This window comes from Paraburkholderia sp. SIMBA_053 (genome assembly GCF_046534895.1).
Classification (GTDB): Bacteria; Pseudomonadota; Gammaproteobacteria; order Burkholderiales; family Burkholderiaceae; genus Paraburkholderia; species Paraburkholderia caledonica.
On record NZ_JAWRXU010000001.1, the window covers coordinates 998,893 to 1,023,956 of the forward strand.

The 25,064-nt window shown below is 61.0% G+C and carries 19 protein-coding genes; 8 read left to right on the top strand and 11 right to left on the bottom strand.

The genetic code is table 11. The features are described from left to right. Nucleotides 1-61 precede the first annotated feature (61 nt). From SB753_RS04550 to SB753_RS04560, 3 genes are all read right to left on the bottom strand, one after another. On the bottom strand, nt 62-1,285 hold the full coding sequence (locus SB753_RS04550; RefSeq protein ID WP_088174296.1) for an efflux RND transporter periplasmic adaptor subunit: 1,224 nt from the start codon (nt 1,283-1,285) through the stop codon (nt 62-64). 92 nt (nt 1,286-1,377) lie between these two features. Next, complete coding sequence (locus tag SB753_RS04555; protein ID WP_392393828.1) at nt 1,378-4,566, bottom strand: efflux RND transporter permease subunit; 3,189 nt, start codon at nt 4,564-4,566, stop codon at nt 1,378-1,380. A 213-nt stretch (nt 4,567-4,779) separates the two neighbouring features. Next, nucleotides 4,780-5,214 (bottom strand): VOC family protein, encoded by a 435-nt coding sequence (locus SB753_RS04560; protein ID WP_027776038.1) that lies wholly within the window; start codon nt 5,212-5,214, stop codon nt 4,780-4,782. 173 nt (nt 5,215-5,387) lie between these two features. Here SB753_RS04560 and SB753_RS04565 point away from each other — a divergent pair, with 173 nt between their 5' ends. Further along, nucleotides 5,388-6,263 (top strand): LysR family transcriptional regulator, encoded by an 876-nt coding sequence (locus tag SB753_RS04565; protein WP_020066472.1) that lies wholly within the window; start codon nt 5,388-5,390, stop codon nt 6,261-6,263. A 126-nt stretch (nt 6,264-6,389) separates the two neighbouring features. Next, on the top strand, nt 6,390-7,028 hold the full coding sequence (locus tag SB753_RS04570; protein WP_020066473.1) for a LysE family translocator: 639 nt from the start codon (nt 6,390-6,392) through the stop codon (nt 7,026-7,028). Nucleotides 7,029-7,033: 5 nt separating this feature from the next. Here SB753_RS04570 and SB753_RS04575 read toward each other — a convergent pair whose 3' ends face one another. After that, nucleotides 7,034-8,731 carry a SulP family inorganic anion transporter gene (locus SB753_RS04575; RefSeq protein WP_410799191.1) on the bottom strand — a complete coding sequence of 566 codons (1,698 nt, stop codon included), beginning with the start codon at nt 8,729-8,731 and terminating at the stop codon, nt 7,034-7,036. Between the two features lie 685 nt (nt 8,732-9,416). Between SB753_RS04575 and SB753_RS04580 the strand changes: the two genes are divergently transcribed. Next, entirely contained in the window at nt 9,417-10,274 is an 858-nt protein-coding gene (locus SB753_RS04580; RefSeq protein WP_408173459.1) for a PA4780 family RIO1-like protein kinase, read from the top strand. Nucleotides 10,275-10,314: 40 nt separating this feature from the next. Here SB753_RS04580 and SB753_RS04585 read toward each other — a convergent pair whose 3' ends face one another. The 7 genes from SB753_RS04585 to SB753_RS04615 form a co-directional block, all read right to left on the bottom strand. Next, nucleotides 10,315-11,367, bottom strand: a complete 1,053-nt coding sequence (locus SB753_RS04585; RefSeq protein WP_408192837.1) for a LacI family DNA-binding transcriptional regulator — start codon at nt 11,365-11,367, stop codon at nt 10,315-10,317. Between the two features lie 50 nt (nt 11,368-11,417). Then, on the bottom strand, nt 11,418-12,569 hold the full coding sequence (locus SB753_RS04590) for an ABC transporter ATP-binding protein (RefSeq protein ID WP_410799619.1): 1,152 nt from the start codon (nt 12,567-12,569) through the stop codon (nt 11,418-11,420). 100 nt (nt 12,570-12,669) lie between these two features. Then, entirely contained in the window at nt 12,670-13,587 is a 918-nt protein-coding gene (locus SB753_RS04595) for a carbohydrate ABC transporter permease (RefSeq protein WP_020066479.1), read from the bottom strand. After that, on the bottom strand, nt 13,587-14,552 hold the full coding sequence (locus SB753_RS04600) for a carbohydrate ABC transporter permease (protein ID WP_392393831.1): 966 nt from the start codon (nt 14,550-14,552) through the stop codon (nt 13,587-13,589). The genes SB753_RS04595 and SB753_RS04600 overlap by 1 nt, the downstream gene beginning before the upstream one ends. A gap of 7 nt (nt 14,553-14,559) precedes the next feature. Then, nucleotides 14,560-15,798: an ABC transporter substrate-binding protein gene (locus SB753_RS04605; RefSeq protein WP_088174288.1), complete on the bottom strand. Its 1,239-nt coding sequence runs from the start codon at nt 15,796-15,798 to the stop codon at nt 14,560-14,562. A gap of 105 nt (nt 15,799-15,903) precedes the next feature. After that, the gene (locus SB753_RS04610) at nt 15,904-17,298 is read right to left on the bottom strand and encodes a GH1 family beta-glucosidase (RefSeq protein ID WP_410799193.1); all 1,395 of its coding nucleotides are present in this window, start codon (nt 17,296-17,298) and stop codon (nt 15,904-15,906) included. A 400-nt stretch (nt 17,299-17,698) separates the two neighbouring features. Then, nucleotides 17,699-18,673 (bottom strand): aliphatic sulfonate ABC transporter substrate-binding protein, encoded by a 975-nt coding sequence (locus SB753_RS04615; RefSeq protein WP_410799621.1) that lies wholly within the window; start codon nt 18,671-18,673, stop codon nt 17,699-17,701. 414 nt (nt 18,674-19,087) lie between these two features. Here SB753_RS04615 and SB753_RS04620 point away from each other — a divergent pair, with 414 nt between their 5' ends. The 5 genes from SB753_RS04620 (at nt 19,088) to SB753_RS04640 (ending at nt 25,010) form a co-directional block, all read left to right on the top strand. Beyond that, nucleotides 19,088-19,372: a hypothetical protein gene (locus SB753_RS04620; RefSeq protein ID WP_410799195.1), complete on the top strand. Its 285-nt coding sequence runs from the start codon at nt 19,088-19,090 to the stop codon at nt 19,370-19,372. Nucleotides 19,373-20,043: 671 nt separating this feature from the next. Next, complete coding sequence (locus SB753_RS04625) at nt 20,044-20,298, top strand: PAAR domain-containing protein (protein ID WP_087753494.1); 255 nt, start codon at nt 20,044-20,046, stop codon at nt 20,296-20,298. 7 nt (nt 20,299-20,305) lie between these two features. After that, a complete protein-coding gene (locus tag SB753_RS04630) occupies nt 20,306-23,071 on the top strand; it encodes a type VI secretion system Vgr family protein (protein WP_410799197.1) in 2,766 nt (921 codons plus the stop codon). A 9-nt stretch (nt 23,072-23,080) separates the two neighbouring features. Beyond that, complete coding sequence (locus SB753_RS04635; protein WP_410799199.1) at nt 23,081-24,139, top strand: hypothetical protein; 1,059 nt, start codon at nt 23,081-23,083, stop codon at nt 24,137-24,139. A 1-nt stretch (nt 24,140) separates the two neighbouring features. Continuing rightward, nucleotides 24,141-25,010, top strand: coding sequence for a hypothetical protein (locus SB753_RS04640; protein WP_410799200.1), 870 nt, complete (start codon nt 24,141-24,143; stop codon nt 25,008-25,010). Nucleotides 25,011-25,064: the final 54 nt, after the last annotated feature.

The following is a 25,064-nucleotide window of genomic DNA, read 5'->3' on the forward strand; positions in this document are numbered from 1 at the left end:
CTGGCAGCCGCACCGACCGCCGCGGCAACCCTGACGACGCCCCTGCCGCCGCGCGTGAGTTTCACGACGCCCCCTTCGTGTTCTTCTGCGGTTGCGCGATCTGGACATGATCGCCGTCCGCGATCGAATCACTCGGGTTGATGATCACTCTGTCGTTTCCGTCGATCCCGCTTTCTATTTCGAGCGTCTGTCCGAGATCCTGCGCAATCACGATCTTGCGCAACTGCACAATGCCTTGCGCGTCGACGACTGCAACCCGCGGGCCCTCGGCGCGAAACAGCAATGCGTTGCCAGGCACCATCCATTGCGCGCGGGCAGCCGACGGCAGGGCCACTTGCACATAAGCGCCCGGACGCAGCTTGCTGTCGGGATTCGGCAATGTCACTTCGACTTGCAACGAGCGAGTCGGCACGTCGATCGCGCCCGAGATATGCGTGACGGTCCCATGAAACTGCTGGCCGGGAAGTTCAGCCTGCGTGACCACCACGTTCTGCCCGACCGCGACGTTCTGCGCATACGCCTGCGGCAGTTGCACATAAACCCGCAGCGGGTCCGACTGCGCAAGCGCGAACAGCGCCCGGCTCGTACCGCTACCGGCATCGATCAGATCGCCTACGTCGACGTTGCGTTGCGTGACCACGCCCGCAAACGGCGCGACGATCCGCTTGAACGATTCGAGCTGGCGCAAGCGCTGCACGTTGGCGTCGGCGGCGGCCAGGTTCGCCACGTCCTGCGTGTACGTGCTCTGCCGTTCGTCGAGCTCCTGTTGCGAGACCGCATCGCGCTGACGCAATTGTTGCCAGCGTTCGAGCGAGCTTTTCGCAAGCGCAAGACTCGAACTGGTTTGCTGGCGTTGCGCGAGTGCCTGCGCGAGTTCCTGATCGACTTCCGGCGTATCGAGTTCGGCGAGCAACTGCCCCTGCTTGACGCGCGTGCCGATGTCGGCGTACCAGCGCAGCAGATAGCCGGTCGAGCGCGCAAAGATCGGCGATTCGACACTGCCGCGCAACGTGCCCGGCAACGTGGTGCTGCCACCGCCTTCGGCCCGCGTTGGGCTCGTCACGGTCACGTATTGCGTGGCGTTCTGCTTCGTCGTTTGCTCGACGGTGCGGTTTTGCATGAGGTTTGCAATTACGGTGCGCAAGGCTCCCAATGCGAGCAATGCGAGCACGATCCAGATGGCGATCTTCGCGCGCTTCCATTCGCGATTGCGCGGCGGCAGTGCATGGCCGCCTTCGGTCTCTCGCGACGGAATCGCCAGCGATGCATGAGTTTTTTCGGTCATCTCAGTTAGCCATCTCGGTTAGCTAGCTCCGTTAGCCTGGGTAGCCGTTTTCTTCACGTTTCGGCAATGTGTCTGTTCGTGCCTGTTCGACTTCAGGCCGGTTGTCCGGCGCCGTCGTTGCCACTCTCTTCGTGATCGTTGCGATGGCGACGCGCGAGGCGCGTATGAATGCCAGCGAACACCAGCGGCACGAAAAACAGCGTGGACACCGTCGCAAACAGCAATCCGCCGATCACCGCGCGGCCGAGCGGCGCGTTCTGCTCGGCGCCTTCGCCGAGACCGAGCGCCATCGGAATCATGCCGATGATCATTGCGAACGCGGTCATCAGCACCGGGCGGATGCGGCTCGCTCCCGCTTCGAGCGCCGCAGTCAGCGGTGGCGCGCCGGCGGAAAGCCGCTGACGCGCGAACGCAACCATCAGAATACTGTTGGCCGTGGCGACGCCCATCGTCATGATCGCGCCCGTGAGCGCCGGCACGCTCAGATGCGTGCCGGTCAGGAACAGCATCCAAACAATGCCGGCGAGAGCCGCAGGCAAAGCGCTCACGATAATGAGAGGATCGACCCACGACTGGAAATTCACGACGATCAGCAGGTACACGAGCACGATCGCCATCGCCACGCCGAGGCCGAGCCCGAAATAGGAACTGCGCATCGTCTGTACCTGGCCGCGCACGGTGATCTGGCTGCCGCGCGGAAGCGACGCGCGCGCCTGTTCGACGAGCTTGTCCACCTGATCCGCGACGCTGCCCAGGTCGCGTTTATCGACGCTCACGTAAAGGTCGATGACCGGCCTGATGTTGTAGTGGGTGACTACCGCGAACTGGTTTTGCGGCTGCACGCGCACGAGGTTGCCGAGCAGTTGCGTCGGCCCCGTTGCGGAGGCCGACACTGGCGTGCGCAACAGGTCGTCGATCGAGGAAATGCTGTACTGCGGCGTTTGCACTGCAACGTTGTACTCGACCCCATTGCGGTCGTTGTACCAGAAGCCCGGCGACGTCTGCGAACTTCCCGATAGAGAAATCAGCACGTTTTGCGCGACATTGCTGGCCGTCAGATTGAGTTGCTGCAAACGGGTGCGGTCCATTTGCAGGTTGATGGCAGGCTCGTCGAGTTTCTGCTGGATGTGCGTGTCGACAGTGCCTGGAATCATGCGCACCTGTTTGAGCAGCTTGCGCGCGACGTCGAAGTTGCCCTGTTGATCCGCGCCGGCGATCTGTATATCCACGGCCGCCGGAAGCCCGAAGTTGAGAATCTGGGTGACGATGTCCGCCGGCTGGAAGAAAAATTCCACGCCCGGAAAACGTTGCGGCAGCATGGCGCGCAGCTTGTCCACATAGAGTTGCGTCGGCTCGTGACCTTCTTTCAACGCGATCTGTATTTCGCCGTCGAGCGTGCCGATCGTCCCCGCATTGCTGTACGAAAGGTTGATACCGCTGTACGGCAAACCAAGGTTGTCAAGGATCGTGCCGAGTTCTTTCTCGGGCACGACTTCGCGGATCACCTTCTCGACTTCGTCGGCGAGACGTGCGGTTTCCTCGATCCGTGTGCCCGTCGGCGCGCGCATGTGCAAGCGGATATTGCCCGCGTCGACACTCGGGAAGAAGTCTTCGCCCAGCACGAATGCGAGCCCCATCGACACCACGCAAAAGCCCAGAAAAATGCTGCCGAAGCGGGCGCGGCGCACGAGCAGACTGCTGAGAATCACAATGTAGGCAGCCCGCATGCGCTCGAAGCCGTTATCGAAGCGGCGATAAAGACGTGCGAACAAACTCGGCTTCGTATCGGACTTCGGCTTGTGCGCGTGGCCCATCAGCAGCATGGCCAGCGTGGGCACGAGCGTGCGCGACAGAACGTACGACGCGAGCATCGCGAAGACCACCGCTTCGGCGAGCGGCACGAACAGGTAGCGCGCCACGCCTGTCAGAAAGAACATGGGCACGAAGACGATGCAGATACATAGCGTCGATACGAGTGCCGGAATGGCGATTTCGCCTGCGCCTTCCAGAATCGCATCATGCAGGTTGGTGCCCATATGCAGATGCCGTTCGATGTTCTCGATCGTTACGGTCGCATCGTCGACGAGGATACCCACCGCGAGCGCGAGGCCGCCGAGCGTCATGATGTTGATGGTCTGCCCGAGCGCATGCAAAGCGATCAGCGACGACAGGATCGACAACGGAATCGAAATTGCGATGATGCAGGTGCTGCGCCAGTTGCCGAGAAAAAGCAGAATCATCGCGGCGGTCAGCGCCGCGGCTACCACCGCCTCGCGGACTACGCCCTGCACTGCCGCCTTCACGAACACGGACTGGTCGAACAGCGCGGTGATCTTCAGATCCGGCGGAAGCGCCGCGCGCGCGGCCGGCAGCAAGCCATGCAGCGTGTTGACGATAGAGAGCGTCGACGCACTGCCGTTTTTTAGCACCGACATCAACACGCCGCGATGGCCGTTCTCACGAACAATATTGGTTTGCGGCGAAAAGCCGTCGCGCACGTGAGCGACTTCGCGCAGATAGGTCGTCGCGCCGTTGACCGTGCGCACCGGAATATCGTTGAGCCCTTCGAGCGTGGCCGGCGAGCCGTTCATGTTGATCGTGTATTCCTTCGGTCCGATCTTCGCCGTGCCGGTGGGCAGAATCAGGTTTTGCGCGTTGAACGCGCTGACCACGTCCAGCGGCGTTAGACCTTTGGAGAGCAACGCGCGTGTATTGAGGTCGACGGAGATCAGCCGCGATTTGCCGCCATACGGATACGGCACGGCCGCGCCGGGGATCGTCACCAGCTGCGGCCGCAGGAAGTTCAGCGCGGTATCGTTGAGCTGTTGCTCGGAGAGCTTGGTGCTCGACAGGCCCAGTTGAATCACCGGAATGCTGGAGGCCGAATAACTGATCACCAGCGGCGGCGTGGCGCCCGGCGGCATCTGCTTGAGCTGCGCCTGTTCAACGGCCACCGTCTGCGCAATCGCGGTCTGTATGTTCGCGGTCGGCTGCAGAAACACCTTCAGGATCGTGATACCCGCGAGCGATTGCGACTCGATATGCTCGATGTCGTTGACGGTGGTGGTCAAACTGCGTTCGTTGACCGAGGCGATCCGGTGGGCCATGTCCTCGGCGGACAAGCCGTTGTACGTCCAGATGATGCTGACTACCGGAATGTTGATTTCCGGGAGCACGTCGACCGGCGTGGTGAACAGCACGAAAGGCGTCGCCAGCACGATCAGAATGGCCATCACGATGAACGTGTACGGCCGCTTAAGCGCAACGTTGACAATCCACATGAAACGCGCCTGAGTAAAGTGCAGGTAACTGCCGGGAGCAGGTAAGGATGGGGAACTGGCGCTTATGCTAGATCGCTAGCACCAACACCTGCATGACGCGAAAATGGCGAGAATGTCAGGAAGCTAACCGTAAGGAAAAGCGAAGGACGGACGGCCGTCCGTTAGGGCCGGCCGCCGTCATATTTCAGTCAGCCTACGCTTTTTCTGATACCTTCACTTCGCGAACAGCGACGACATGTCGGCGAACGCCTTGAATTCGAGCGCGTTGCCCGACGGATCGAGAAAGAACATGGTCGCCTGTTCGCCGACCTCGCCCTTGAAACGCACATGCGGCTCGATGATGAAGTCGATGCCCGCTTTCTGCAGCTTGTCCGCGGCGGCCTGCCATTGCTCCATTGAAAGCACGGCGCCGAAGTGGCGCACCGGCACGGCGTCGCCGTCCACCTTGCTGGTCTGGCGGTGGCCCACTTCCTCCGGCGCGAGATGCGCGACTATCTGATGCCCGTAAAAATTGAAATCGACCCATTGCTCGGAACTGCGTCCTTCGGGGCAGCCGAGCAATTCGCCATAAAACTCGCGCGCAGCGGCGAGACTATGAACAGGAAACGCCAGGTGAAACGGCGGCAAGACGGTGTCGGCAACGCTCATGATGTGAGGCTCGCTGGTTGAGTGGGTATTACGGTTGATGATTTCGACGGCAACCTGCCTGAGCAACCCGCATGCGCGAGTTGCCTGAGTCGCCATTAGCTTAACCACAATTAAAATTGGTGAAAAACGATATATATTTGATCTGACCAACACCAGAATCGATCAATCGAAGCATGCTTTCCGAACTCAAGACTTTCATTGCCGTGAGCCAGTACGGCACCTTTTCCGGCGCGGGGGCTCGCATCGGGCTCACGCAGTCGGCCGTCAGCGCGCAGATGCAGCGGCTCGAAGAAGAGCTTGGCTTCGCGCTGTTCGACCGCACGGGCCGCTCGGCCACGCTTAACGATGCGGGACGCGAAACGCTCGCGCTCGCCGAAGAAATGATGACGCTCTACGCACGTCTGTCCGAACGGGGCGCGGTCGCAGCGGAGAGCGGCATGCTGCGGATAGGCGCCATTGCGTCGGCGCAAGTGTCATTTCTCGCGGATGCACTGTCGCACTTCAGGGTGGACCGTCCCGGCTGGCGAATTCGCGTCGTGCCCGGCGTATCGCTCAATCTGCTCGGGCAGGTGGACTCGGGCGAACTGGATCTGGCCGTCATCATCAAGCCGCCGTTTGCACTGCCCTCGGAACTGGAATGGCGCACGCTCGTCACTGAACCGTTCGTGCTGCTCGTACCGAAAGCGCTTGCGCGCGGCAAGCGATCGTGGCGCGAGTTGTTGAAAAGCGAGCCGTTTATCCGCTACGACCGCACCTCGTTCGGCGGGCGCCTGGTCGACCGCTTTCTGCGGCGCTCGCGGCTGAATGTACAAGACGTGCTGGAACTCGACGAATTGCAGGCTATCGTGCAACTGGTCGCGCGCGGCATCGGCGTCGCTTTGATCCCTGACACTGCGGGCCTCGGCAAGTGGCCCGCCGGCGTGGTCGCCCTATCGCTCGAAGAGGCTACGTTTCACCGCGAGATCGGCCTCGTACAGCGTCCGCGGCATAGCCGGCAGGCTGTGGCGGGTGCGCTCGCCGAGTGCATCGGCACGGCGGCGAACCAATAAAAACGCGGCGTAGATGAAGAGTTGCGCACGAGTGTGCCGATCGACGCGCGTTCAACTGTATCTGTGCGCTGCATGCTTCAGCGCGCAGAATCGTCGTTCCCACTGTCCGCCCCTGAGCCGCAGCCCATGACGCCTACTGCTTTTCTCACCGCCGATGTCCTGATCGCCTATAGCGCCTACTTCGTCGGCACGGCAAGCCCCGGCCCGAGCAATCTGGCGATCATGTCTCTCGCTATGAGCGCAGGGCGCCGCTCGGCGCTCACCTTCGCGTTGGGCGTGGTGTCGGGATCGTTCTTCTGGGCGTTGCTGGCTTCACTCGGCTTGTCGGCGGTACTTGCTACATGCTCCGAATGCCTCGCCGCGATCAAGGTCGCCGGTGGCATTTATCTGCTGTGGTTAGGCGTTAAATCGGCGCGCTCAGCCTTCGCTCCCCGTGCAATGCCCGCGAGCGAGGCTCGCCGCAACGAGCCTCTCACGCGGCTCTATCTGCGTGGCCTGCTGCTGCATCTGACCAATCCGAAGGCCGTTCTCGTGTGGATGTCTATCGTGTCGCTTGCCATGTCGCCAGCGGGCGGTACGTCGCACATCGCGCCAATCGTGCTCGGCTGCATGTGCATTGGCGCGTCCGTGTTCAGCAGTTATGCGCTGCTGTTTTCAACGGCATCCGCGCGGCGCGTCTACGTTGCGATCCGGCGCTGGCTGGACGGCTCTCTTGCGATCATGTTCGGCATTGCGGGCCTGAAGATGCTGACGTCGAAAAGCTAACGCGTTCATTTCGCCACGGGCTGGTCCACGCCTGCCGCGCGCAGTGCTTCGTGCAACGTGCCGAAAATACAGCTTCCGTCGATGATCGGCGTGATACCGTGCCGGTCCATATCCGAGCGTAAATAGGGGTTCACACGAGCGAAAATCACGTTGATGCCACTTCGTTTCAGCAGCGCGCATAGCTCGCCCACGGAGCGCGACGCCGAATAATCGAGGTCGGTGATCGCGCTCGCATCCACCACGAACCAGCGCACCGTGCTCGGCGCGTGGTCGATCAGACGCCGGGCGTCGTCGACGAAAAAGTGGTCATTCGCATAGAACAGGTCGGCGCCGAAGCGATAAACGATCAAACCCGGCGCAGTCTGTGAGCCCGGAATCGCGGGCACCGGCACCCAGACGCCGTCGTCGCCGGGCGCGAGAATCATCGTATGCGGACGGTAGCTGTGACGCACATGGCGCAATAACGACAACGCGACCGCCACCAGAATGCCGTGTTCCACGCCGATCAGTACCACGGCTGCGGCCGTGAACACCGCGAGCGCGAACTCACCCGGACTCTCGCGGCGAATCGCGAGCAAGGTCTTCAGGTCGATCAGCCCGACCGCGATCGTAAATACGATGCTTGCCAGAATGCAGCGCGGCAGATACTGCAAGAACCGGCTGAAAAACAGCAGAACAACTACTACGACGGCCGCGAATACGATCTGCGCGAACTGGCTGCGCGTGCCTGCCCGATCGGCCATCGCGGTCTGCGTCGGACTGCCGTTCACCACGAACGCTCCGGAAAACGCAGCGGCTGCGTTGGCCGCGGCGATGCCGAGCAGGTCGGCATTCGTGTCGGTCGCTTCGCGGTGACGCTCGGCGAACACGCGGCTCGCCGCGGCGCTTTGCGCGACGATCATCACGAAACACGACGCGGCGACCGGCACGAGATCGAGCATCTGCTCCCACGTCACCGACGGCATGCGCAGCGGCGGCAAGCCTCCGGCAACCGGGCCGAGCACTGCGATGCCGCGCGCGGCGAAGCCGTACATATCGCTCGCGGCGATTCCGGCCACGACCGCAATCAACGGCACCGGCAAACGCGGCCAGACACGTTTGAAGAGTAGAACCGCCACGACGACCAGCACGGAAATCGCAAACGTCGGAACATCGAGTCGCGCCCAGTCACGCGCGACGAGAACAAGCTGATCCACACTGCGCGCCGCGTGTCCTGTCAGGCCGAGCATGTCGCCCAGCATCGCAATGCCCACTTGAACGCCGACTCCGGCAAGAAAGCCTACGAGCACAGTGCGCGACAGGAAGTCGGCTAGAAAGCCCAGTTTGAAGATGCGCGCGACGAACAACAAGGCAGCGGTGAGCAATGCGACCATTGCGGCGAGCGACGCGTATTCCACGCTCGAAACCGGCGCCATGGTCGACAGGCGGCTCGCGAAGATGGTGGCGGTGGCTGAATCCGCTGCGACGACTAGATGCCGCGATGCACCGAAGAAGGCAAACGCGATAAGCGGCAGAAAGACGGTGTAAAGGCCGGTAACAGCAGGCATGCCAGCAATGCGCGCGTAGCCGAGCACCTGTGGGATGTCCATCGACGCGAGTTGCACGCCCGCCAGCGCATCGCGCAACGCCGCCGCGCGGCTCAATGGAAGCACGCCCTTGAGCACGCCTGCGCGTGTCGCCAGATTCCCCAGAAAGTCTTGCATACGCGATGCCGCCCCAAACTCAGGTTATCGCGCATCGTGCCGCGATTCGGTACCTGAAGGCAAGGCCCGCAGACAGGAGCGGCCACAACTGAACGCCGGCAACGGCATTTACCTGCCGGTGTCGGCGAAAATCGCAGCGTTGAGAATCAACGTTTGAAGTGACCCGTGCGCGGATCGACATGCCGCGCGAAACCGAACAGCGCCGCAATGCAGATCGGACAGGCGATAAAGAAAACCGCCAACATCTCACACCCCGTAACCAGTTTTCGTTGCTCACGAGTCTACGCGATAAGCTCGCGGAGACAATGCGCGAAAACCGCACAGCACTGTTGCGGACTATTACACCAGTGCGAGGCCGCGGCGCGTTTTAGCCCGTGAAATAGCGGCTAAAAGTGCAAAGCGTTTCGTCGGAGCAGATGCCGGCGGTGTTAGTGGGCTCGCGCAAACGTTGTCGCGACTACCGCGTCGCAAGGAGAGCCGACATTCCAGCTCAGTGCGCGAGGAAGGTGTTTTTGACGCGGGCATCCGCGAATCGTGCTGAAACGTGTGGCAGCAGCGGCTCGCGTCAATAAAGAGCCGCGCGAGCGCAGCGTTTATAATCCGGCATGACTCGAATCCCGCACCACTTCTCCCCGCCTCCCGCCGCGCACGGCTGCCACGCTTGCCGCCACTTCCGGGCGGTCGCATGAAAACGCCGAAACGTTTGCTCCCGCTAGTCGAAGAAGGCCTGATCGACGAAGTCATATCCCAATTGATGAGCGGTAAGGAAGCCACCGTGTACGTGGTGCGCAGCGGCGACTCCACGCGCTGCGCGAAGGTCTATAAGGATGTCAAACAGCGCAGTTTTCGTCAGGCTGCCTCGTATCGCGAAGGTCGCAAGGTCAAGAACAGCCGTCAGCAACGCGCGATGGAAAAAGGCAGCCGCTACGGCCGCGAAGTGCAGGAACAGGCCTGGCAGAACGCCGAGGTCAGTGCGCTTTTCCAGTTGGCGAACGCCGGCGTGCGCGTGCCGCAACCCTTCATTTGCACCGACGGCGTATTGCTGATGGAACTCGTGACCGACGCGGATGGCAATGTGGCGCCGCGTCTGAACGATGTCGATATGAGCGAGGCGCGCGCGCTTGAACTGCATGCACTGCTCGTCAATCAGGTCGTGCGTATGCTGTGTGCCGGCATGATTCACGGCGATCTGTCCGAATACAACATTCTGCTTGCCGCCGACGGCCCCGTGATCATCGACCTGCCGCAAGCGGTAGACGCCGCCGGCAACCTGGAAGCGCCCGCGATGCTGGAACGCGACGTGAACAACCTCGCCACGTATTTCGGCCAGTTCGCGCCGGCGTTGCTGAAAACGAACTACGGCAAGGAAATCTGGTCGCTTTATGAAGCCGGCGCGTTGCACGTGGATGCGCAGTTGACGGGTCACGTCGAAGCCGATACGACGCCGGTCGATCTGGAAGCGGTGCTGCAGGAACTCGAGGACACGCGGCTCGAAGAAGAGGCGCGCCAGCGCCATGAAGAAGCGCTGCGCAGCGGCGCCTAACGCTCAACAAGGGCTGCCGGCGGCCTTCCGGAAGAGACGATCAAGCGCCGCCGAAGCACGACGCACTAATCGAAGCGGGCTTGGCGCCCGGCGCCGGCCCCACCGACTCGCGCATTGTGACGCTCACCGGAAACTCGCGGAATATCTCCCACGTCGTTCGATAACACTGGTTGAGAAGCCAGCGCACCGCGTTTTGCGTCAGTTCGGCGGTTGGAATGTGCACCGACGTGAGGCCGGGCGCCGTATAAGCGGCGGAATAGTCGTCGTCGTAACCGATCACCGATAATTCCTCCGGCACCGAAATGCCGGCTTCGTGAAAACGCGCGAGCGCGCTGACCGCCATTGTGTCGTTCGCGCAGAATAGACCCGTGTAGCGCCGCTTCGAATCGAGCAGTTTCTGCGCGGCAGCGTAGCCGCCTTCCGGCGAGAAGTCTGATTCGATCAAGGTCACGTCGCTGCGCGAAATGCCGGCGCGTTCGAGTTCCGCGAAGAAGCCTTCGAGCCGCGTCAGGTTGTCAGAAGCCGTAAAAGGCCCGGAAATCACGGCGATATCGCGGTGCCCGTGCTCAAGCAGCGTGCGCGCCGCCAGTTCCCCGCCGTACCGATGATCCGCGCAAAACGACGCCTCCGGGACCTGGTCGAACGCTCGATTGAGGAACACCATTTTCGGATGCATTCGATGCAGCATGATCAGGTCTTCATCATGCAGATCATGGCTGATCACCACGACGCCGTCGCAATCGCGGCCAATCAGAAAACGCACCGCCTCGATAGCCTGCTCGCGCGGCGACACTTCTCCGCAGCCGGTTGCAACCACCACATGCCGGCGCACGGCGCGCAACTCAGTATCGGTCTGTTTGAGGATGGTGCCGTAATAGGAACCGAAAAACGTCGGCACGAAAATACCGATCATGCCGAGCGACTGCGTGGCCATCGCGCGGCCGATGGACGACGGACGGAAGTTCAACTGCTCGATTGCAGCCCGCACGCGCGACGCGGCGTCGGCTGAGACCGGGCCCTTACCGGATATAACGCGCGACGCGGTCGACATGCCCACACCAGCCAGCGCCGCGACATCTTTCAGTGTTGCCACACGGTTCTCCGTCACACCTTGCCGTTTTCAACGACCCTCACACCGGCGCGCTACAACCGCGCGCCGCTCGCCGCGTCGAAGAGCGAGACATGTGTGCTGTCGAGCGAGAACGCCAGCGTATCGCCGGGCATTACCGGCGTCTTGCTTTGATCGATCGACGCGATCTGCACACCATGATAGTCGAGCCAGACGACGCGGTGGTTGCCCATCGGCTCAACGAGTGAAATTTTCGCGTGCTCTCCCGCGCCTTCGCCCTGCGTCGGACCAATGCGCACGTCTTCTGCGCGAACACCTAGCACGCATCGGCGGGGTGGCGATTGCAGTTGTGATTGCGGCTGTGACTCGCCGAATCGATCGACGAACGCGTAGTTCGACACGTCGAGCCGCCACTGCTCCGTGCAGAAATGCAGCGCGCCGTCGCGCTGCTCCAGCGTGCCGTTGACCAGGTTCATCGCGGGCGTGCCGAGAAACGTCGCGACAAAGAGATTGGCTGGCCGCGCATAGACCTCGGCAGGTGTGCCGAACTGCTGGATCGCGCCGCCTCGCATCACGGCCATCCGCGTGGCGAGCGTCATCGCTTCGACCTGGTCGTGCGTCACGTAGATCATCGTTGCGCCGAGACGCTGGTGCAATTGCTTCAACTCGCGGCGCAGCTCGGTCCGCAGTTTGGCGTCGAGATTCGACAGCGGCTCGTCGAATAAAAACACGTCGGCTTCGCGCACGATCGCGCGGCCGATCGCCACGCGTTGCCTTTGGCCGCCCGACAGTTGCGCCGGCTTGCGTTTGAGCAGCGGGCCGAGTTGCAGCATCTCGGCGGCACGCGCCACACGCCGCGCGATCTCTGCCTTCGGCGTACCGTTGATGCGCAACGCAAACGACAGATTGCGCTCCACGCTCATCGTCGGATACAACGCGTATGACTGGAATACGAGTGCAATGCGCCGATCTTTCGGATCGGCCCACGTCATGTCTTCGCCGGCGATTTCAATGCTGCCGTCGGTCACGTCGATCAGCCCGGCAATACTGTGCAGCAACGTGGACTTGCCGCAGCCCGAAGGCCCGAGAAGCACGACGAATTCGCCGGGTTGCACGTCGAGATCGAGATTTTCGATCACCGTGTTGCCACCGAGCCGGATGGTCAGATTGCGCACCGCAACGTTCGCCGCGTGCGCGGTGTCGGCGGCGTCTGCGACGCCAGGCATGTTGTCTGTTCGTGCCGTGTCCGCGGACTCTGTCATGTCAGCCGCGCCTGTCAGTGGACTTGCGAGGGTGTTCGCCTGTTTAACCACGTAGGTCATCGCTTTATCCTTTGACCGCACCGGACGCAATGCCGCGGACAAACCAGCGGCCCGAAATGAAGTACACAGCAAGCGGCACCAGCGAAGTCAGGATCGTCGCCGCCATGTTGACGTTATAAAGCCGCTCGCCGGTCGTCGTATTGATGATGTTGTTCAGTTGCACGGTCATCGGCAGATTCTTCGTGCCGGCGAACACGAGGCCGAGAATGAAGTCGTTCCAGATGCCCGTCACCTGCATGATGACCGCCACCACAATGATCGGTGTGGACATAGGCAGCATCAGCTGAACAAAGATACGCCAGAAACCGCCGCCGTCGATGCGCGCCGCCTTGAAAAGTTCTTGCGGAATCGACGCGTAGTAGTTTCGGAACAGCAACGTCATCACGGGCATGCCGAAGATCGTATGAATCACGACGATACCCGGCAGCGAACTGAACAGATGCACGCTCGCAAGCACTCGCACGAGCGGATAGACCATCACTTGCACAGGGATGAATGCGCCCATCAACAACACGCCGAACAGCACGCCTGCGCCGCGCGGACGCCAGAAAGACAGCGCGTAACCGTTCACCGCGCCAATCGCAATAGAGAACACGGTGCTCGGCACGACGATACGCACGGAGTTCCAGAAGCCGACCTGAATGCCATTGCAATCGAGCCCCGTACACGCCGACTCCCACGCGGCGCTCCACGCATGTAGCGTGAAATGCGCTGGGAGAGCGAGCAGATTGCCGAGGCGGATCTCGCTCATCGGTTTGAAGGACGTGACTAGCATCACGTAGAGCGGTAGCAGAAAAAATAGTGCCGCGCTGAGTAGAAACAGATAGACGCCGACGCGCGCCGGTGTGAATGCCGTACGGCGGCGCCGCTTTGACGCGCTATGCGGCGCGGCGCTTTTCAGCGGAGAACTGAGGGTGTTCATCACACCTCCTTGCGCAACGCCGCGCGGCTGCGGGCATAGAAGAACGGCGTGAGAATCGCGAGCACGGTTGCGAGCAGAACGATCGAAGCCGCCGACGCGAGGCCGATGTTCGCGCGGCCAAACAGGTAGTCCATGATGAACTTCGCCGGCACCTCGCTCGCGGTACCGGGGCCGCCTTGGGTCATCGCCACGACGGCGTCGTAGAGCTTGACGACCATCACGAAGAGCAGCACGAACGCGGTGGAGATCGACGGTCCGAGCATGGGCACGACGATGCTCGCATAGACCCGCCAGCGCGGAATGCCGTCGATACGCGCGGCCTTCCACAGTTCGTCGTCTATTCCGCGCAAGCCCGCCAGCAGCAACGCCATCACGAGACCCGACGCCTGCCATACGGTGGCAATGACAATCGTGTAGATCGCCCAGTCCTGATCGACGATCCAGTCGAAGCGTGCATGAACGAAACCGAGCTTGTGCAGCACTGCCTGCGCGCCGAGCTCCGGATTCAGAATCCACTGCCAGACAAGGCCCGTAGCCACGAACGACATCGCATACGGATACAGAAACACGGTGCGCAATGCACCTTCAGCGACGACACGCTGATCGATAAAGATGGCGAGCAGCAAACCGATCACCATGCACGCGACAATGAAACATGCACCGTAAATCACGATGTTTTGCAGCGACAACAACCACCGGGCGTTGTTGAAGAGCCTCACGTATTGCGTCAACCCCGCGAAGTCGCCCGATGGAAACGTGCGCGAATTGCTAAGCGAAACACGCGCGGTCCAGACCATCGTGCCTAGATAGGCGAACACGACGGTCAGGATCATCGGCAGCAGTGCGAGCCATGCCGCAATCGAAAAACGCTTCTTTAGCGGCTTTTTCAAGGGCTTTTTCGGCGACCCGGACCCGGCCCCGGACGCGGATCCGGGCCGCGACGCATGCAGCTTGAGCGCGTGCATATTGCGCCTAGCTCTTCAACGCGCCGGCAAACGCTTTCTGTGCGTCGTCGACCGACTGGCTCTTGTTCCAGAAGTTGGTGACGACGTCGATCAAAGCGCCTTGCGTATCGGGTGAAAGCAGCATTTCCGGATTCGGCAGCTGACGCGACTTGTCCTTCATGATTGCAATGCCCTCCTTCGCGCAAATGTCGAGACTGCCCGCATCCACATCGGGGCGAATCGGAATCGAGCCTTTCTTCGCGCTGAATGCGACCTGCGCAGGCGGCGAGGTCATCACCGTGGCAAGAAGGTTTTGTGCTTTTACAGTGCTGGCGTTATCGCTCTTTGGAAACACGAATACGTCGCCTGCGACGAGGTATGGCGAATGCGGGCCGAAGCCTGGAAAGCAGCCAAATTCCTTGCCCGCGCTCTGCTTCGCCGCCGAGAATTCGCCCTTCGCCCAGTCGCCCATGATCTGCACACCGGCCTTGCCGGAAATGACAAGTGCAGTCGCATCGTTCCAGTTGCGGCCCGGAGAACCGGCATCGACGAAATCGTGCAAGCGCTTGAATGCAATCAACACCTTTTTGAACGCGTCGGATTTCACCGCATTCGCGTCGTGGTCGCGATACACCTTCAGATATAGATCGGGGCCGCCGACGTCGGCGAGCACGGCATCGAAAGTGATTTTTTCCTGCCACGGCTGACCGCCGAATGCGAGCGGAATCACGCCCGCGGCTTTCAGCTTGCCGAGATCGGCGATGAACTCGTCGTAGCTTTGCGGCTCGGCGGTAATGCCGGCTTTCTGAAACGCGGGTTTCGAGTAGAAAAACCAGGCCGGCATGTGAATGTCGACGGGCGCCGCATAGTAGTGCCCTTTCACCTTGATACTGTCGAGTATCGACTGCGGGAACACGCCGCTCCAGTTCTCTTTCGCGGCGACGTCGTCGACGTTGTTGAGCAGCCCCTGATCGATCAGATCATGAAACTGTTTCGACGTATTGAACTGCGCCGCCGTGGGCGGATCGCCGCCGACGATACGGTTGATCGCGGTGGAGCGCGCCTGATCCGCGCCTGCAACTGCGTTGTCGATCCACTGACCGCCGGCCTTGTTATAGGCATCGGCGAACTGGCGGATCGCGGCGGACTCGCCGCCCGACGTCCACCAGTGAATGACGTTGGCTTTCAAAGGCTCCGCATAAGCGAGCACTCCATGCATCGCCAATGCCGCAACCATGGCTCGCAAGACCGTTTTTCTGCTGTTCATCCCGTCTCCTCCAAAGGCTCGCGCCCGTGTTTCAGGTCGACATGCAAATCGGCTTCTGTTTCTTCTTCGTTGCTCTATCGTTGCTCTTTGCTTTCTCGTTCCCTCTTACGCGCGTTGGCTTCTCTCTTTGCGCTCCTCGAGGAATTGCGACACCAGTTCAGCGCTGCGCTTCATCGTGCGTTTCTGCGTGACGTAATCGACGTGTACGATACCGAAACGGCGCTCATAGCCGAATGCCCACTCGAAGTTGTCCATCAGCGACCACAGGAAATAGCCGCGTATATCGACGCCGGCCTTGATCGCTTCGTCCACCGCCGCAAGATGGCGCTTCAGAAACGAAATGCGCTGAGTGTCGTTCACGCGTCCGTCGATCACCGTGTCGTCGGAGGCCATGCCGTTCTCGGTGATGTACACCGGTGGCAGGTTCGCATACTCGCGGTTGAAGCCAATCAGCAGATCGCGCAAGCCGTCCGGATACACTTCCCATCCCATCTGCGTACGCTCGACGCCTTCGAGCGGCACTTCCGTGAAGCCATGTGCGCCGTCGCTCGCGACATTGGTGCGGAAGTAATAGTTGATGCCGAGAAAATCGAGCGGTGCGGAAATGATCTGCATGTCACCGCCGAGTATCAACGGCTCGGTGCCCGGCCACAATTCGAAAAGCGCCTCAGGATAAGCACCTTTCAGCAACGGATCGAGAATCCACGCATTGTGCTGGATCTCGAACAGTTGCGCGGCGCGCTGGTCCTCGGCACTGTCGCTGTTGGACGTGCCGCGCCCGACATTCGCGACGATGCCCTTTTGCGAAGAGGGATCGTTCTCGCGCAGCACAGGCAACGCGAGCCCATGCGCAAGCAGCAGGTGGTGCATTGCCTGCGTGGCGAAGCGTCCGTTGGCGAGACCGGGCGCATGATGGCCGTTGCCATAGCCGAGATATGCGGAACACCACGGCTCGTTGAGCGTCGCCCATGCATCGACGGTGCCGGCCAGCTCGCGGCTCATCAGATCCGCGTAATCCGCGAAACGGTATGCGGTTTCGCGATTGAGCCAGCCGCCGCGATCTTCCAGATGCTGCGGCAAGTCCCAGTGATAAAGCGTCACGAAGGTGGTAATGCCCTTCTCTTTCAGACGCGTCAGCAGGCGCTTGTAGAAGTCGAGCCCCTTGCGATTCGGCGCGCCGTTGGCGTCCATCACACGCGGCCACGCAATCGACAAGCGGTAGCCTTCGAGGCCAAGGCCAACGAGCATATCAACGTCGGATTCCCAGCGATGATAGTGATCGCATGCCACGGCGCCGCTGTCGCCGGCGAGCACTTTGCCGGGCGTCGCGCAGAAAGTGTCCCAGATGGATGGCAGGCGGCCGTCTTCGTTGACGGCGCCTTCGATCTGATACGAAGCGGTGGCTGCACCCAACAAAAAGTTCTTGCGCCACAGTGCCGAGTCGGTGGCAGGCGTAAACGGATCGGCGGACGAATGAGAGGAAAGTGCGTCGTGTGCCACGGATTCTCCATGCAAGCGAATGCTCGGCTGAGTTGAGTGAACCGGGTACGGCGAGATACGAGGAGCGACTGCGTTGACATCCGCGCAGGCGCAAGTGGAAGCGCTTCCACACAGCGCTCGCGAACAATATCAGGGGCCTCTTTGACGCAGCAATCAGGGTTTGTCTGGAGCGGTGCTGGCATGCCGTTTCAACGCATGCCCGATGCATTGTCAGTCGCGCGTTAGCGGAAATGCGGCGCGATGGTGGAGCCTTGCAATGTGCTTATCGACTGCCAAGACCTGCCTTTCGCATTACGTTGCTTGCAATTCAGGAGAGCACGGCTTCTGACCGTGCGAGGTCACCGCTATGTCTGGAGCAGGATTTTACGGGCCACGCCCGCTTCTAATGTGACAGCTCAATTCAACGGGCAGTAAGCGCCACCCCCGCCACCTCCGCGCGCTTCGCGACAAAATTCCAACGCAGCGCAGCGGATGTCTCCACGGGCGCCGGCAGAAGCCCCGCCCGGTAGAACGTGTCGGCGATCTTTTGCTGTTCACCGAAGTTTTGCGTTTCCACTGCGCGCACCGCGTAACTGCGGCGTGCGTTCGCGCGCTCGATCGTCGCAGCATCCAATCCCCAGATGGGCGCGAGCAGCTTTGCTGCATCGTCGGGATGGCTGCGCACCCAGGCTCCCGCCGACGACAACTGCGCGAACACGGTGCTGATCACCTCCGGGTGGGCTGCGGCAAAGCTACTCGACGCGAGGTAGTACCGCTGATACGAGGCAAGGCCGGCCCCGTTGGCGAGGATGCGTACGTCCGGTGCCTGATCGACAGACGCGACATATGGATCCCAGGTGACCCACGCGTCCACGCTGCCGCGCTCGAATGCGGCGCGTCCGTCGGCGGGCGTGAGATAGCTGATGCGCACGTCGGCGGGTGCGAGGCCCGCCTTGGCGAGCGCGGCGAGAAGCAGGTAATGGCTGCCGGCGGCCTTGGTCACCGCGATGCGCCGGCCTTTCAGGTCGGCGAGCGTGCGCACGGGGCCGTTGCGCTTCACGATGATCGCCTGCGCGCCTGGCGACGGCGCTTCTTGTGCGACATATACGAAGCGCGCGCGAGCCGCCTGCGCGAACACCGGAACCGTGTCGGCAACGTCGGCGCTGAAGTCGACCGCGTCGGCATTGAGCGCCTCTGTCAACGGCAGGCCGCTCGCAAACTCGTTCCAGCTAATGCTCACGCCCAACGGCGCCAGTGCCTGCTCGAGCGAGCCGCGCGCTTTCAGGATGGTAATGAGCGTCGAAGACTTCTGATAGCCGATCCGCAACTTCAGCGGAGCCGGACCACTCCCTGTGGTTTGCGCCTGGGCTGCGCCGACGGCTAGCAACGTGCTCAACGCCACGCGGGCGAGAAATCGAAAGATAGAAAGTGTCACGGCTCGAAATTCCGACGAGGTCAATACGATCAAACTGCGATCGTAGCAACGACGGATCGCACGGATAAGCGAGCGTTTTAACTATGCTTAGCAGGGGAACGCATAACGCCTGGTGTCGTCGCGACCTCCTGCACAGCAAGCTCTGACACGCCCGCGATAACACCGCGCATCCAGAGCGGAGGTCTGACCGTATATCCGTCATGGGGCCGCGTTGCCGGCCGACCTCGTCGATACAGTCCTAAAGCCGGAAGACAAGGCGTTGTTCGTCGACGCGCACCTGGTTGCACCTCGCCGCGTGGCAACCGGGCGTTTCGTAGCGGCACAAAAGGCTCAGACGCTGGCACCGCCCGCGCCGGGTTTCAATGGAGAGAAATCATGGAAAAGTTGAGGCAAAACCTGGTCTGGGGCAGCATCACTATCGCCACGGTGTGCGCGTGCAACGCTGCTTTTGCTCAGGCAGGCGGCAATGGCAATGGCGGCAACGGCAGCGGTGGATCTCATGGAGCAGCGACTGCAGGCATGACTTATCACAGCGAGCCCGTCTCGAGTCCATGGAACCGCGTTCCCGGTGACATGGCAAATCAGCCGAAAAGGTCCGATAAGGACAAGCAAAGCATGTCGCCTGACGGCAATGGAGAGTCGGTCAAGACCGGACAGTGAGTAGGCGTGGAACGTCGTCGCTTGTCACGCATCGGCGGCCTTCCCGCTTTCTGGGAAACACCAAGGCTCCTCGCACGCAAGTGTCTGGTCTTACGCATCAGAGACCGTCAGCGGGAGGGGCAAGGACGATAGTTAAACATCGTCGTGCTAACAACTCTTGCAGCAGCGACGCGGCATCCAGCAGGCTCGCGGCACCCAGGCTTATCGTCGCCTTCAACTGCCCTACTCCAGTGTTCATGGACGCGCGTTCTAGCGCCTTCCTGAGGCGCTCGGCGAGCGACGATCCGCCTCTGTCCCACACCAGAACTCTTCGATGTGCGAACCGTTGTCACGCGTCAGCGCAATACGCTCAGGCGAGCGGTCCCACGGATGCGAGCCTATCGAAGATATCTTGACGCCATCGTCTCTCATCAAAGGCATTAAACGCTGAGCCGCGAGCGGCGTTCGAACCACATTCCCCAACGGAATATGCCACGCGCATATGTACCGCCCCTATTTAATCCTCGTCTGATAGTCGCGGTCCGCCACTACGTCCAACATCATTGCGGCATGAGCCGACGATCGCGGCTGCGCGTGTCTTAAACGGGCTCTGTCCAGTAAGACAACCACCTCGACACGGCAGGACACGCCGCTTTCGACTGTCGGTCACTTGATAGAAACAGGAATCGCGGATGAAGGATGCAACAACCGGTAGAGAAATGGGCCGCCTTGGCGACTCGACGGACCACGGCGGCGAAGTCATCGAGGCAGCGTCAAACCTCACACATCTCGGCGTGGGCGTCGCACTGGACGGACACCTCGTGAAGTGCCCGGACTGCGGCGGCGCCTGGCCAATTATCGCTACCGGCAGAACCACGCATGCAGGTCGCCGCGTCGCGCTCATTGGCGACAGGACTGCATGCGGAGCCACACTCATCCGGGCATGACGAACTTATGATCTGGCATGTCAACACGCGAAGTATCACGTTCAGCGGACACGCCCTTCCTGAAATAGTCGGCATTGCCAGCGCCCGCAATGAGGTGCGCGAGCCGATGCTCGCCGTGCGTAGTGTGCGCGGGCGTGAAGCGGTGGGAGAACTGTTTGAGTATGTGGTCGTCGCGGAAAGCCAAGCTGCTCTTCTGCTAAACGCCACTGATGCGACGCAGATCGATCTGACGCAGATTGTCGGCACTGACGGCACTGTTGCAATCGAAATTTCAGGCATTGGCACGTTTATAGCGGGCCAGCCGGGCGACATCGGGCGTTCGAACATCGGTGCCGATGTCCGTTACATCAACGGTGAAATCGTCTCGGCGCGCATTCAGTGTGTGGAAGATCGAGCGGCCGTTTATGAGTTCGTATTGCGGCCTTTCATGTGGCGGGCTACTCAGAATTCCGACTCTCGAATTTTTAGCGGCACTGTCGTGGATATTCTGCAAAAGGTGTTCGGGCGATATCTGGGCTCGGTCGACTGGCGGATTGGCGGCCCGTGGAACGGCATGCGTCGCTACCCGATGCGCGATATGGTGCGGCAGGCGTGGGAGTCGGACTGGAATTTCGCACTCCGACTCATGGAAGAGTGGGGTCTGGTGTTCTGGTTCGAACACGCGAAGGACCGGCATACTCTCGTCGTTTCCGACACGTCAGGCGGGTTCCACCGGCACGGCATTGCCTATGAGGCACTGCGTTTTCACACGGGTGGCCGGATTGACGAGGAACACATCAGCAGCCTGGCCGTAACGCATACCGTGACGGCGGGGAAGGCGTGCGTCAATGACCATGACTACATGCGGCCACGTCTGCGCCGGTCCAATGCGCCGAACCGGCACACATACGAAGCGGCTGGCGGCACAGCCGACCCGAACATCGAAATTTACGCGCCGGCCGAGTTCGCGCAGCCCGATACGTTCCCATCGTCCTACCCCCACGACGCGAGGGAGGAAGGCCAGTATCTGGCGCGCGTGAAGGTGGAAGCAGCGCGCTGCAAGGGATTGCGTGCGACGGGCACGGGTCGTTTGCGGGGGCTGCAGCCGGGTCGCACATTCAGGCTTGTCAATTATCCGCAGGACAGCGCACACCGCGAGTATCTGGTGCTCGCCTGCGAACTGGATATAAGCGAAGTCGGCACGTCAACGAGCGCGTGGCGCACCTATGCGGTAAAGGCAGAGTTCGAACTCCACCCGGTTGGCGAGTATTACCGCCTGCCGCAACTGACGCCGAAACCGCGCGTCGAGGGTTACGAGTATGCGGTGATCGTCGCGCCCCAAGGCCGGGAAATGTGGATCGACAGCCGGAACCGCCTGTTAATACAGTTTGACTGGGACCGCGAGGCCCGGTTCGACGGCGCAACGTCGATCTGGGTTCGGGTCGTCACGCAATGGCAAGGGAGCGAACTCGGCGTTGTGACGCCGGGACGTGCCGGGCAGATGGTCGTGATTTCACACATTCACGGCGACCCGGACCGGCCCGTTGTGGCGGGCTTCGTCGCTGACCGTTTCAATACGCCACCGTGGGAACTGCCCGCGAACGCTGCCTTAAGCGGCATACGAAGCAAGAGCCTTGACCACGGCGCGCAGTCGAACCACCTGGCGCTGGACGATACAGCAGGAAAACTTCAGGCTCAACTTGCGAGCGACCACGCCAAGTCGAGTCTTAGCCTGGGGCACATCACGCGGATCGACGGTAACAAGGGACGACAGGACGCGCGCGGCGAAGGCTTCGAATTGCGTAGTGATCGCTGGGGCGTTCTGCGCGCTTCGATGGGATTGCTATTCACTTCATGGGGGCGCTCGGGGGCAGCGGGCAAGGTCAAGGACATGGACGAGACACATGCCCGGCTGACTGAGGCGCGCAGCATCCACGAAGAACTTGCGCTGTCTGCACAGCAGCACGGCGCCCAGCAAGCCACAGGGGCGCAACGGGACGTTGCGAAGGCGCTCAGCGATGCAAACGCCGCGCTACGTGGCAGAGCATCGGACGGTGCTCATGACTTTCCCGAGTTCGGGCAGCCTGACATTGCAGTGTCCAGCGCGGCGAATCTGCACACGGCGGCGCAGGACAACACGCATATCGTCAGCGGGAAACATACGGCATTGACGGCGGGCGGTAATGTCGCGATTGCTGCGCTTAAATCGCTGTTTGCTTCCGTGCGCGAAGCGATTGCATTTTATGCCGGCAAGTCGATAACAATGATCGCCGCGACCGGACGCATACACCTCGAAGCGCGTACCGATGCACTCCAGGCAATCGCGCGGGAGGACGTGACGGTGACCAGCCAGAACGGATGGCTGCGGCTGGCCGCGCTGAAGGGTATTGAAATCAACGCGGGCGGAACCCTGCTGCGGTTGACGCCGCAAGGCGTCACAGTTCACACGAACGGGCATTACCTCGTTCACGCAGCGAGCCACGCGACAGACGATCCGCAGGCTGCGCCGGTCATGTTGCCAGTGACGCAGGAGAACCCGGGGCGGCTGGCTGCGCATCATGTTCTGGTTGAGGACGGCGGCGGGTTCATCCTCGGTGGCCAGCCATACCGGATCACGCTGGATGACGGTCAGGTGATCGAGGGCGTGACGAACGGGCGCGGCGAGATGCAGGTGGCGACGAGCAACGCTGTCTCGTTCGGCCTTGTGGAACTCATGTCGCAAAGCGAACCGGATAAGGTCATATCGGCGAGCACGACAACGGTGTGGCGCGATGACAGTCTGCCCACACCTTAAACGGTGGAGATGCCGGAAAAGCGCACGACGAAGGTGGGCGGCAAGTCAGCCGAAACGCCGGGAGAAGGGCTGACTGGGGATGGCAAGCCGCCTGTGTTCGTTGGGTCTGATCCGATGAACTGGGGTTTGCGGACCTGTCACCTGCTCAGGAATGCGAAGGCCGCAGATACGCCGCCGGCGTTGCAGTATCGGAGCGATATCGAGTATCCGGTTGCAAAGAGCTACACGGCCGCTGTGAAGGAGAGTCTTTGCAGAATCGAGTGGGCGAGTCTCGCGGGAAAGACGGATAAGGAGTTGGCGGCAGTCATCGTGCCTGCGGTCCAGGGGCCGATCTGGAATGCGTTGCAAGCGGGGCCGTTTGGATTGCCGGAGAGGGTCGCGAAGCAAGGCGGTGCAATGCCCGACATCGTGATTGTGTCCGCGAAAAACGCACCGCAATATAACTTTCCAAATGCTGCACGTGGGGTTTTTACAGCCGGGTTGTGGACGCTCTGCCTGTCGAGATGGGACATTGATGAAATTATCAGGAGCGTTAAGGGCGATCTAGAAACGAACGTCACGCTGATTGGTTTCGCTGACACGATTTATCACGAAGCGCGGCACTGCCAGCAGCTATTCTGGCAGATGGCGCTGCTCAGCGCATTCCCCGACGATTACAGGGAATTCTCCGGTATGCGGGAGTGTTTCCGGCAACTCGCCGGCGAAGAAATGTTCAGGCTAGCCTGTGCCACACCATTCCCGAATGACAGTCTCGCCCGCGCAGGCATTCACGCGATGCTGATGTTCTATTACTACTGGGTTATTACCCAGATGAAGGGAGTTGGGTACTGGAAATTCATTGAGGTTGATCTAGACAAGGTTGAAGCTGAGGTCTGCAAGGTGAGAAACGTCACACCTGAGCAGGCCCGAGTAATGGCAGTCACGTATGCGAGTTATCTACATGAACAGGATGCATTCTTGTGTGGTGAAGTGGTCCAGTATTGCTGGACTGGCCGTTCTCAGTTGCGTAACCCAGGCACATGCACAAGTGTCTACGCCCACGTCATCCAGTCAATTGGAGCGCGCTGAAATGAGTGACGACATTACGCCGTCGCAGGAACGGGCGCTACTCCGACTGCTTGATAAGGTCATGGAAGTTATGCGGGATGACAGGCCGCTCGAACCGGACGACCCTGCTTTTGGGGAGCTTGAATCGGCCGCATTTTTCAAGCTTGCGGAGGCGGGAAAAACTTACACGTTCCGAGACAATGCCTTTCCTGACGCAACAGTGGATTTGACTACATGGACTGATCCGCTTGATTATTCCGACGACAGGACGCGCGTGCAAGCGGTGCCCGCCTACTTCAATCTATGGTTCCAACACCCTCCTGCAGGCATCAATCGCCGCCTGCTTGAACAGCGTCTCGATTTGGCCAACTACCGGGTAGACGCGGACGGGCGGAGGGAGGAAGGAAACGACCTCGGCCATAGTGTGCCGCCCGCTACCCTGTTGCACACTTACCGCTACCGGGCGAATGATGGCGAGCACGGCCGGTTTCCCGTCGATGTCGAATTCTTCTTCTCGGACGCTTTGCCCAATGATCTCTCCAGTAAGGTCCTGCTTATAAAGATCACTATCGTTCGTGCCTACCCCTATCTCACGCCCGCGATGCGCAAGAAAAAGCGCGAGGAACAGAACCAGAAAAAGCGGCAGACGTACGGGTACATGAACCTGTGTACTGACGCGCCATGCCCGGAATCCGGCGTATGGGAAGGCTGGACAAAGGACGGCCCGACTGACGTGATGCGGTTCGAACGCGGGCAGAAGTTTGACGCTGTGCGCACCGTGTCGCTGGAACAGGGGGGCTCATGTCCGATGGTTCCCGGCCAGTGGTTCTGGCTATGCAGTATCAATGAGGAAACCGGCACCGTCTGGAAGGGCATTGCGCTGAAGGGATAAGAGAAGGCGACTCGTCTTCCACGTATACGGGTTTTCTACATGAACAGGATGCAT

Excerpts from the sequence above, each read along its gene's own strand:
- SB753_RS04595 (WP_020066479.1), bottom strand. The coding sequence starts at position 13,587 with ATGAACACCCTCAGTTCTCCGCTGAAAAGCGCCGCGCCGCATAGCGCG.
- SB753_RS04630 (WP_410799197.1), top strand. The coding sequence starts at position 20,306 with ATGATCTGGCATGTCAACACGCGAAGTATCACGTTCAGCGGACACGCC.
- SB753_RS04565 (WP_020066472.1), top strand. The coding sequence starts at position 5,388 with ATGCTTTCCGAACTCAAGACTTTCATTGCCGTGAGCCAGTACGGCACC.
- SB753_RS04555 (WP_392393828.1), bottom strand. The coding sequence starts at position 4,566 with ATGTGGATTGTCAACGTTGCGCTTAAGCGGCCGTACACGTTCATCGTG.
- SB753_RS04605 (WP_088174288.1), bottom strand. The coding sequence starts at position 15,798 with ATGAACAGCAGAAAAACGGTCTTGCGAGCCATGGTTGCGGCATTGGCG.
- SB753_RS04590 (WP_410799619.1), bottom strand. The coding sequence starts at position 12,569 with ATGCCTGGCGTCGCAGACGCCGCCGACACCGCGCACGCGGCGAACGTT.
- SB753_RS04625 (WP_087753494.1), top strand. The coding sequence starts at position 20,044 with ATGAAGGATGCAACAACCGGTAGAGAAATGGGCCGCCTTGGCGACTCG.
- SB753_RS04635 (WP_410799199.1), top strand. The coding sequence starts at position 23,081 with ATGCCGGAAAAGCGCACGACGAAGGTGGGCGGCAAGTCAGCCGAAACG.
- SB753_RS04600 (WP_392393831.1), bottom strand. The coding sequence starts at position 14,552 with ATGCACGCGCTCAAGCTGCATGCGTCGCGGCCCGGATCCGCGTCCGGG.
- SB753_RS04580 (WP_408173459.1), top strand. The coding sequence starts at position 9,417 with ATGAAAACGCCGAAACGTTTGCTCCCGCTAGTCGAAGAAGGCCTGATC.
- SB753_RS04560 (WP_027776038.1), bottom strand. The coding sequence starts at position 5,214 with ATGAGCGTTGCCGACACCGTCTTGCCGCCGTTTCACCTGGCGTTTCCT.
- SB753_RS04640 (WP_410799200.1), top strand. The coding sequence starts at position 24,141 with ATGAGTGACGACATTACGCCGTCGCAGGAACGGGCGCTACTCCGACTG.
- SB753_RS04620 (WP_410799195.1), top strand. The coding sequence starts at position 19,088 with ATGGAAAAGTTGAGGCAAAACCTGGTCTGGGGCAGCATCACTATCGCC.
- SB753_RS04550 (WP_088174296.1), bottom strand. The coding sequence starts at position 1,285 with ATGACCGAAAAAACTCATGCATCGCTGGCGATTCCGTCGCGAGAGACC.
- SB753_RS04570 (WP_020066473.1), top strand. The coding sequence starts at position 6,390 with ATGACGCCTACTGCTTTTCTCACCGCCGATGTCCTGATCGCCTATAGC.
- SB753_RS04575 (WP_410799191.1), bottom strand. The coding sequence starts at position 8,731 with ATGCAAGACTTTCTGGGGAATCTGGCGACACGCGCAGGCGTGCTCAAG.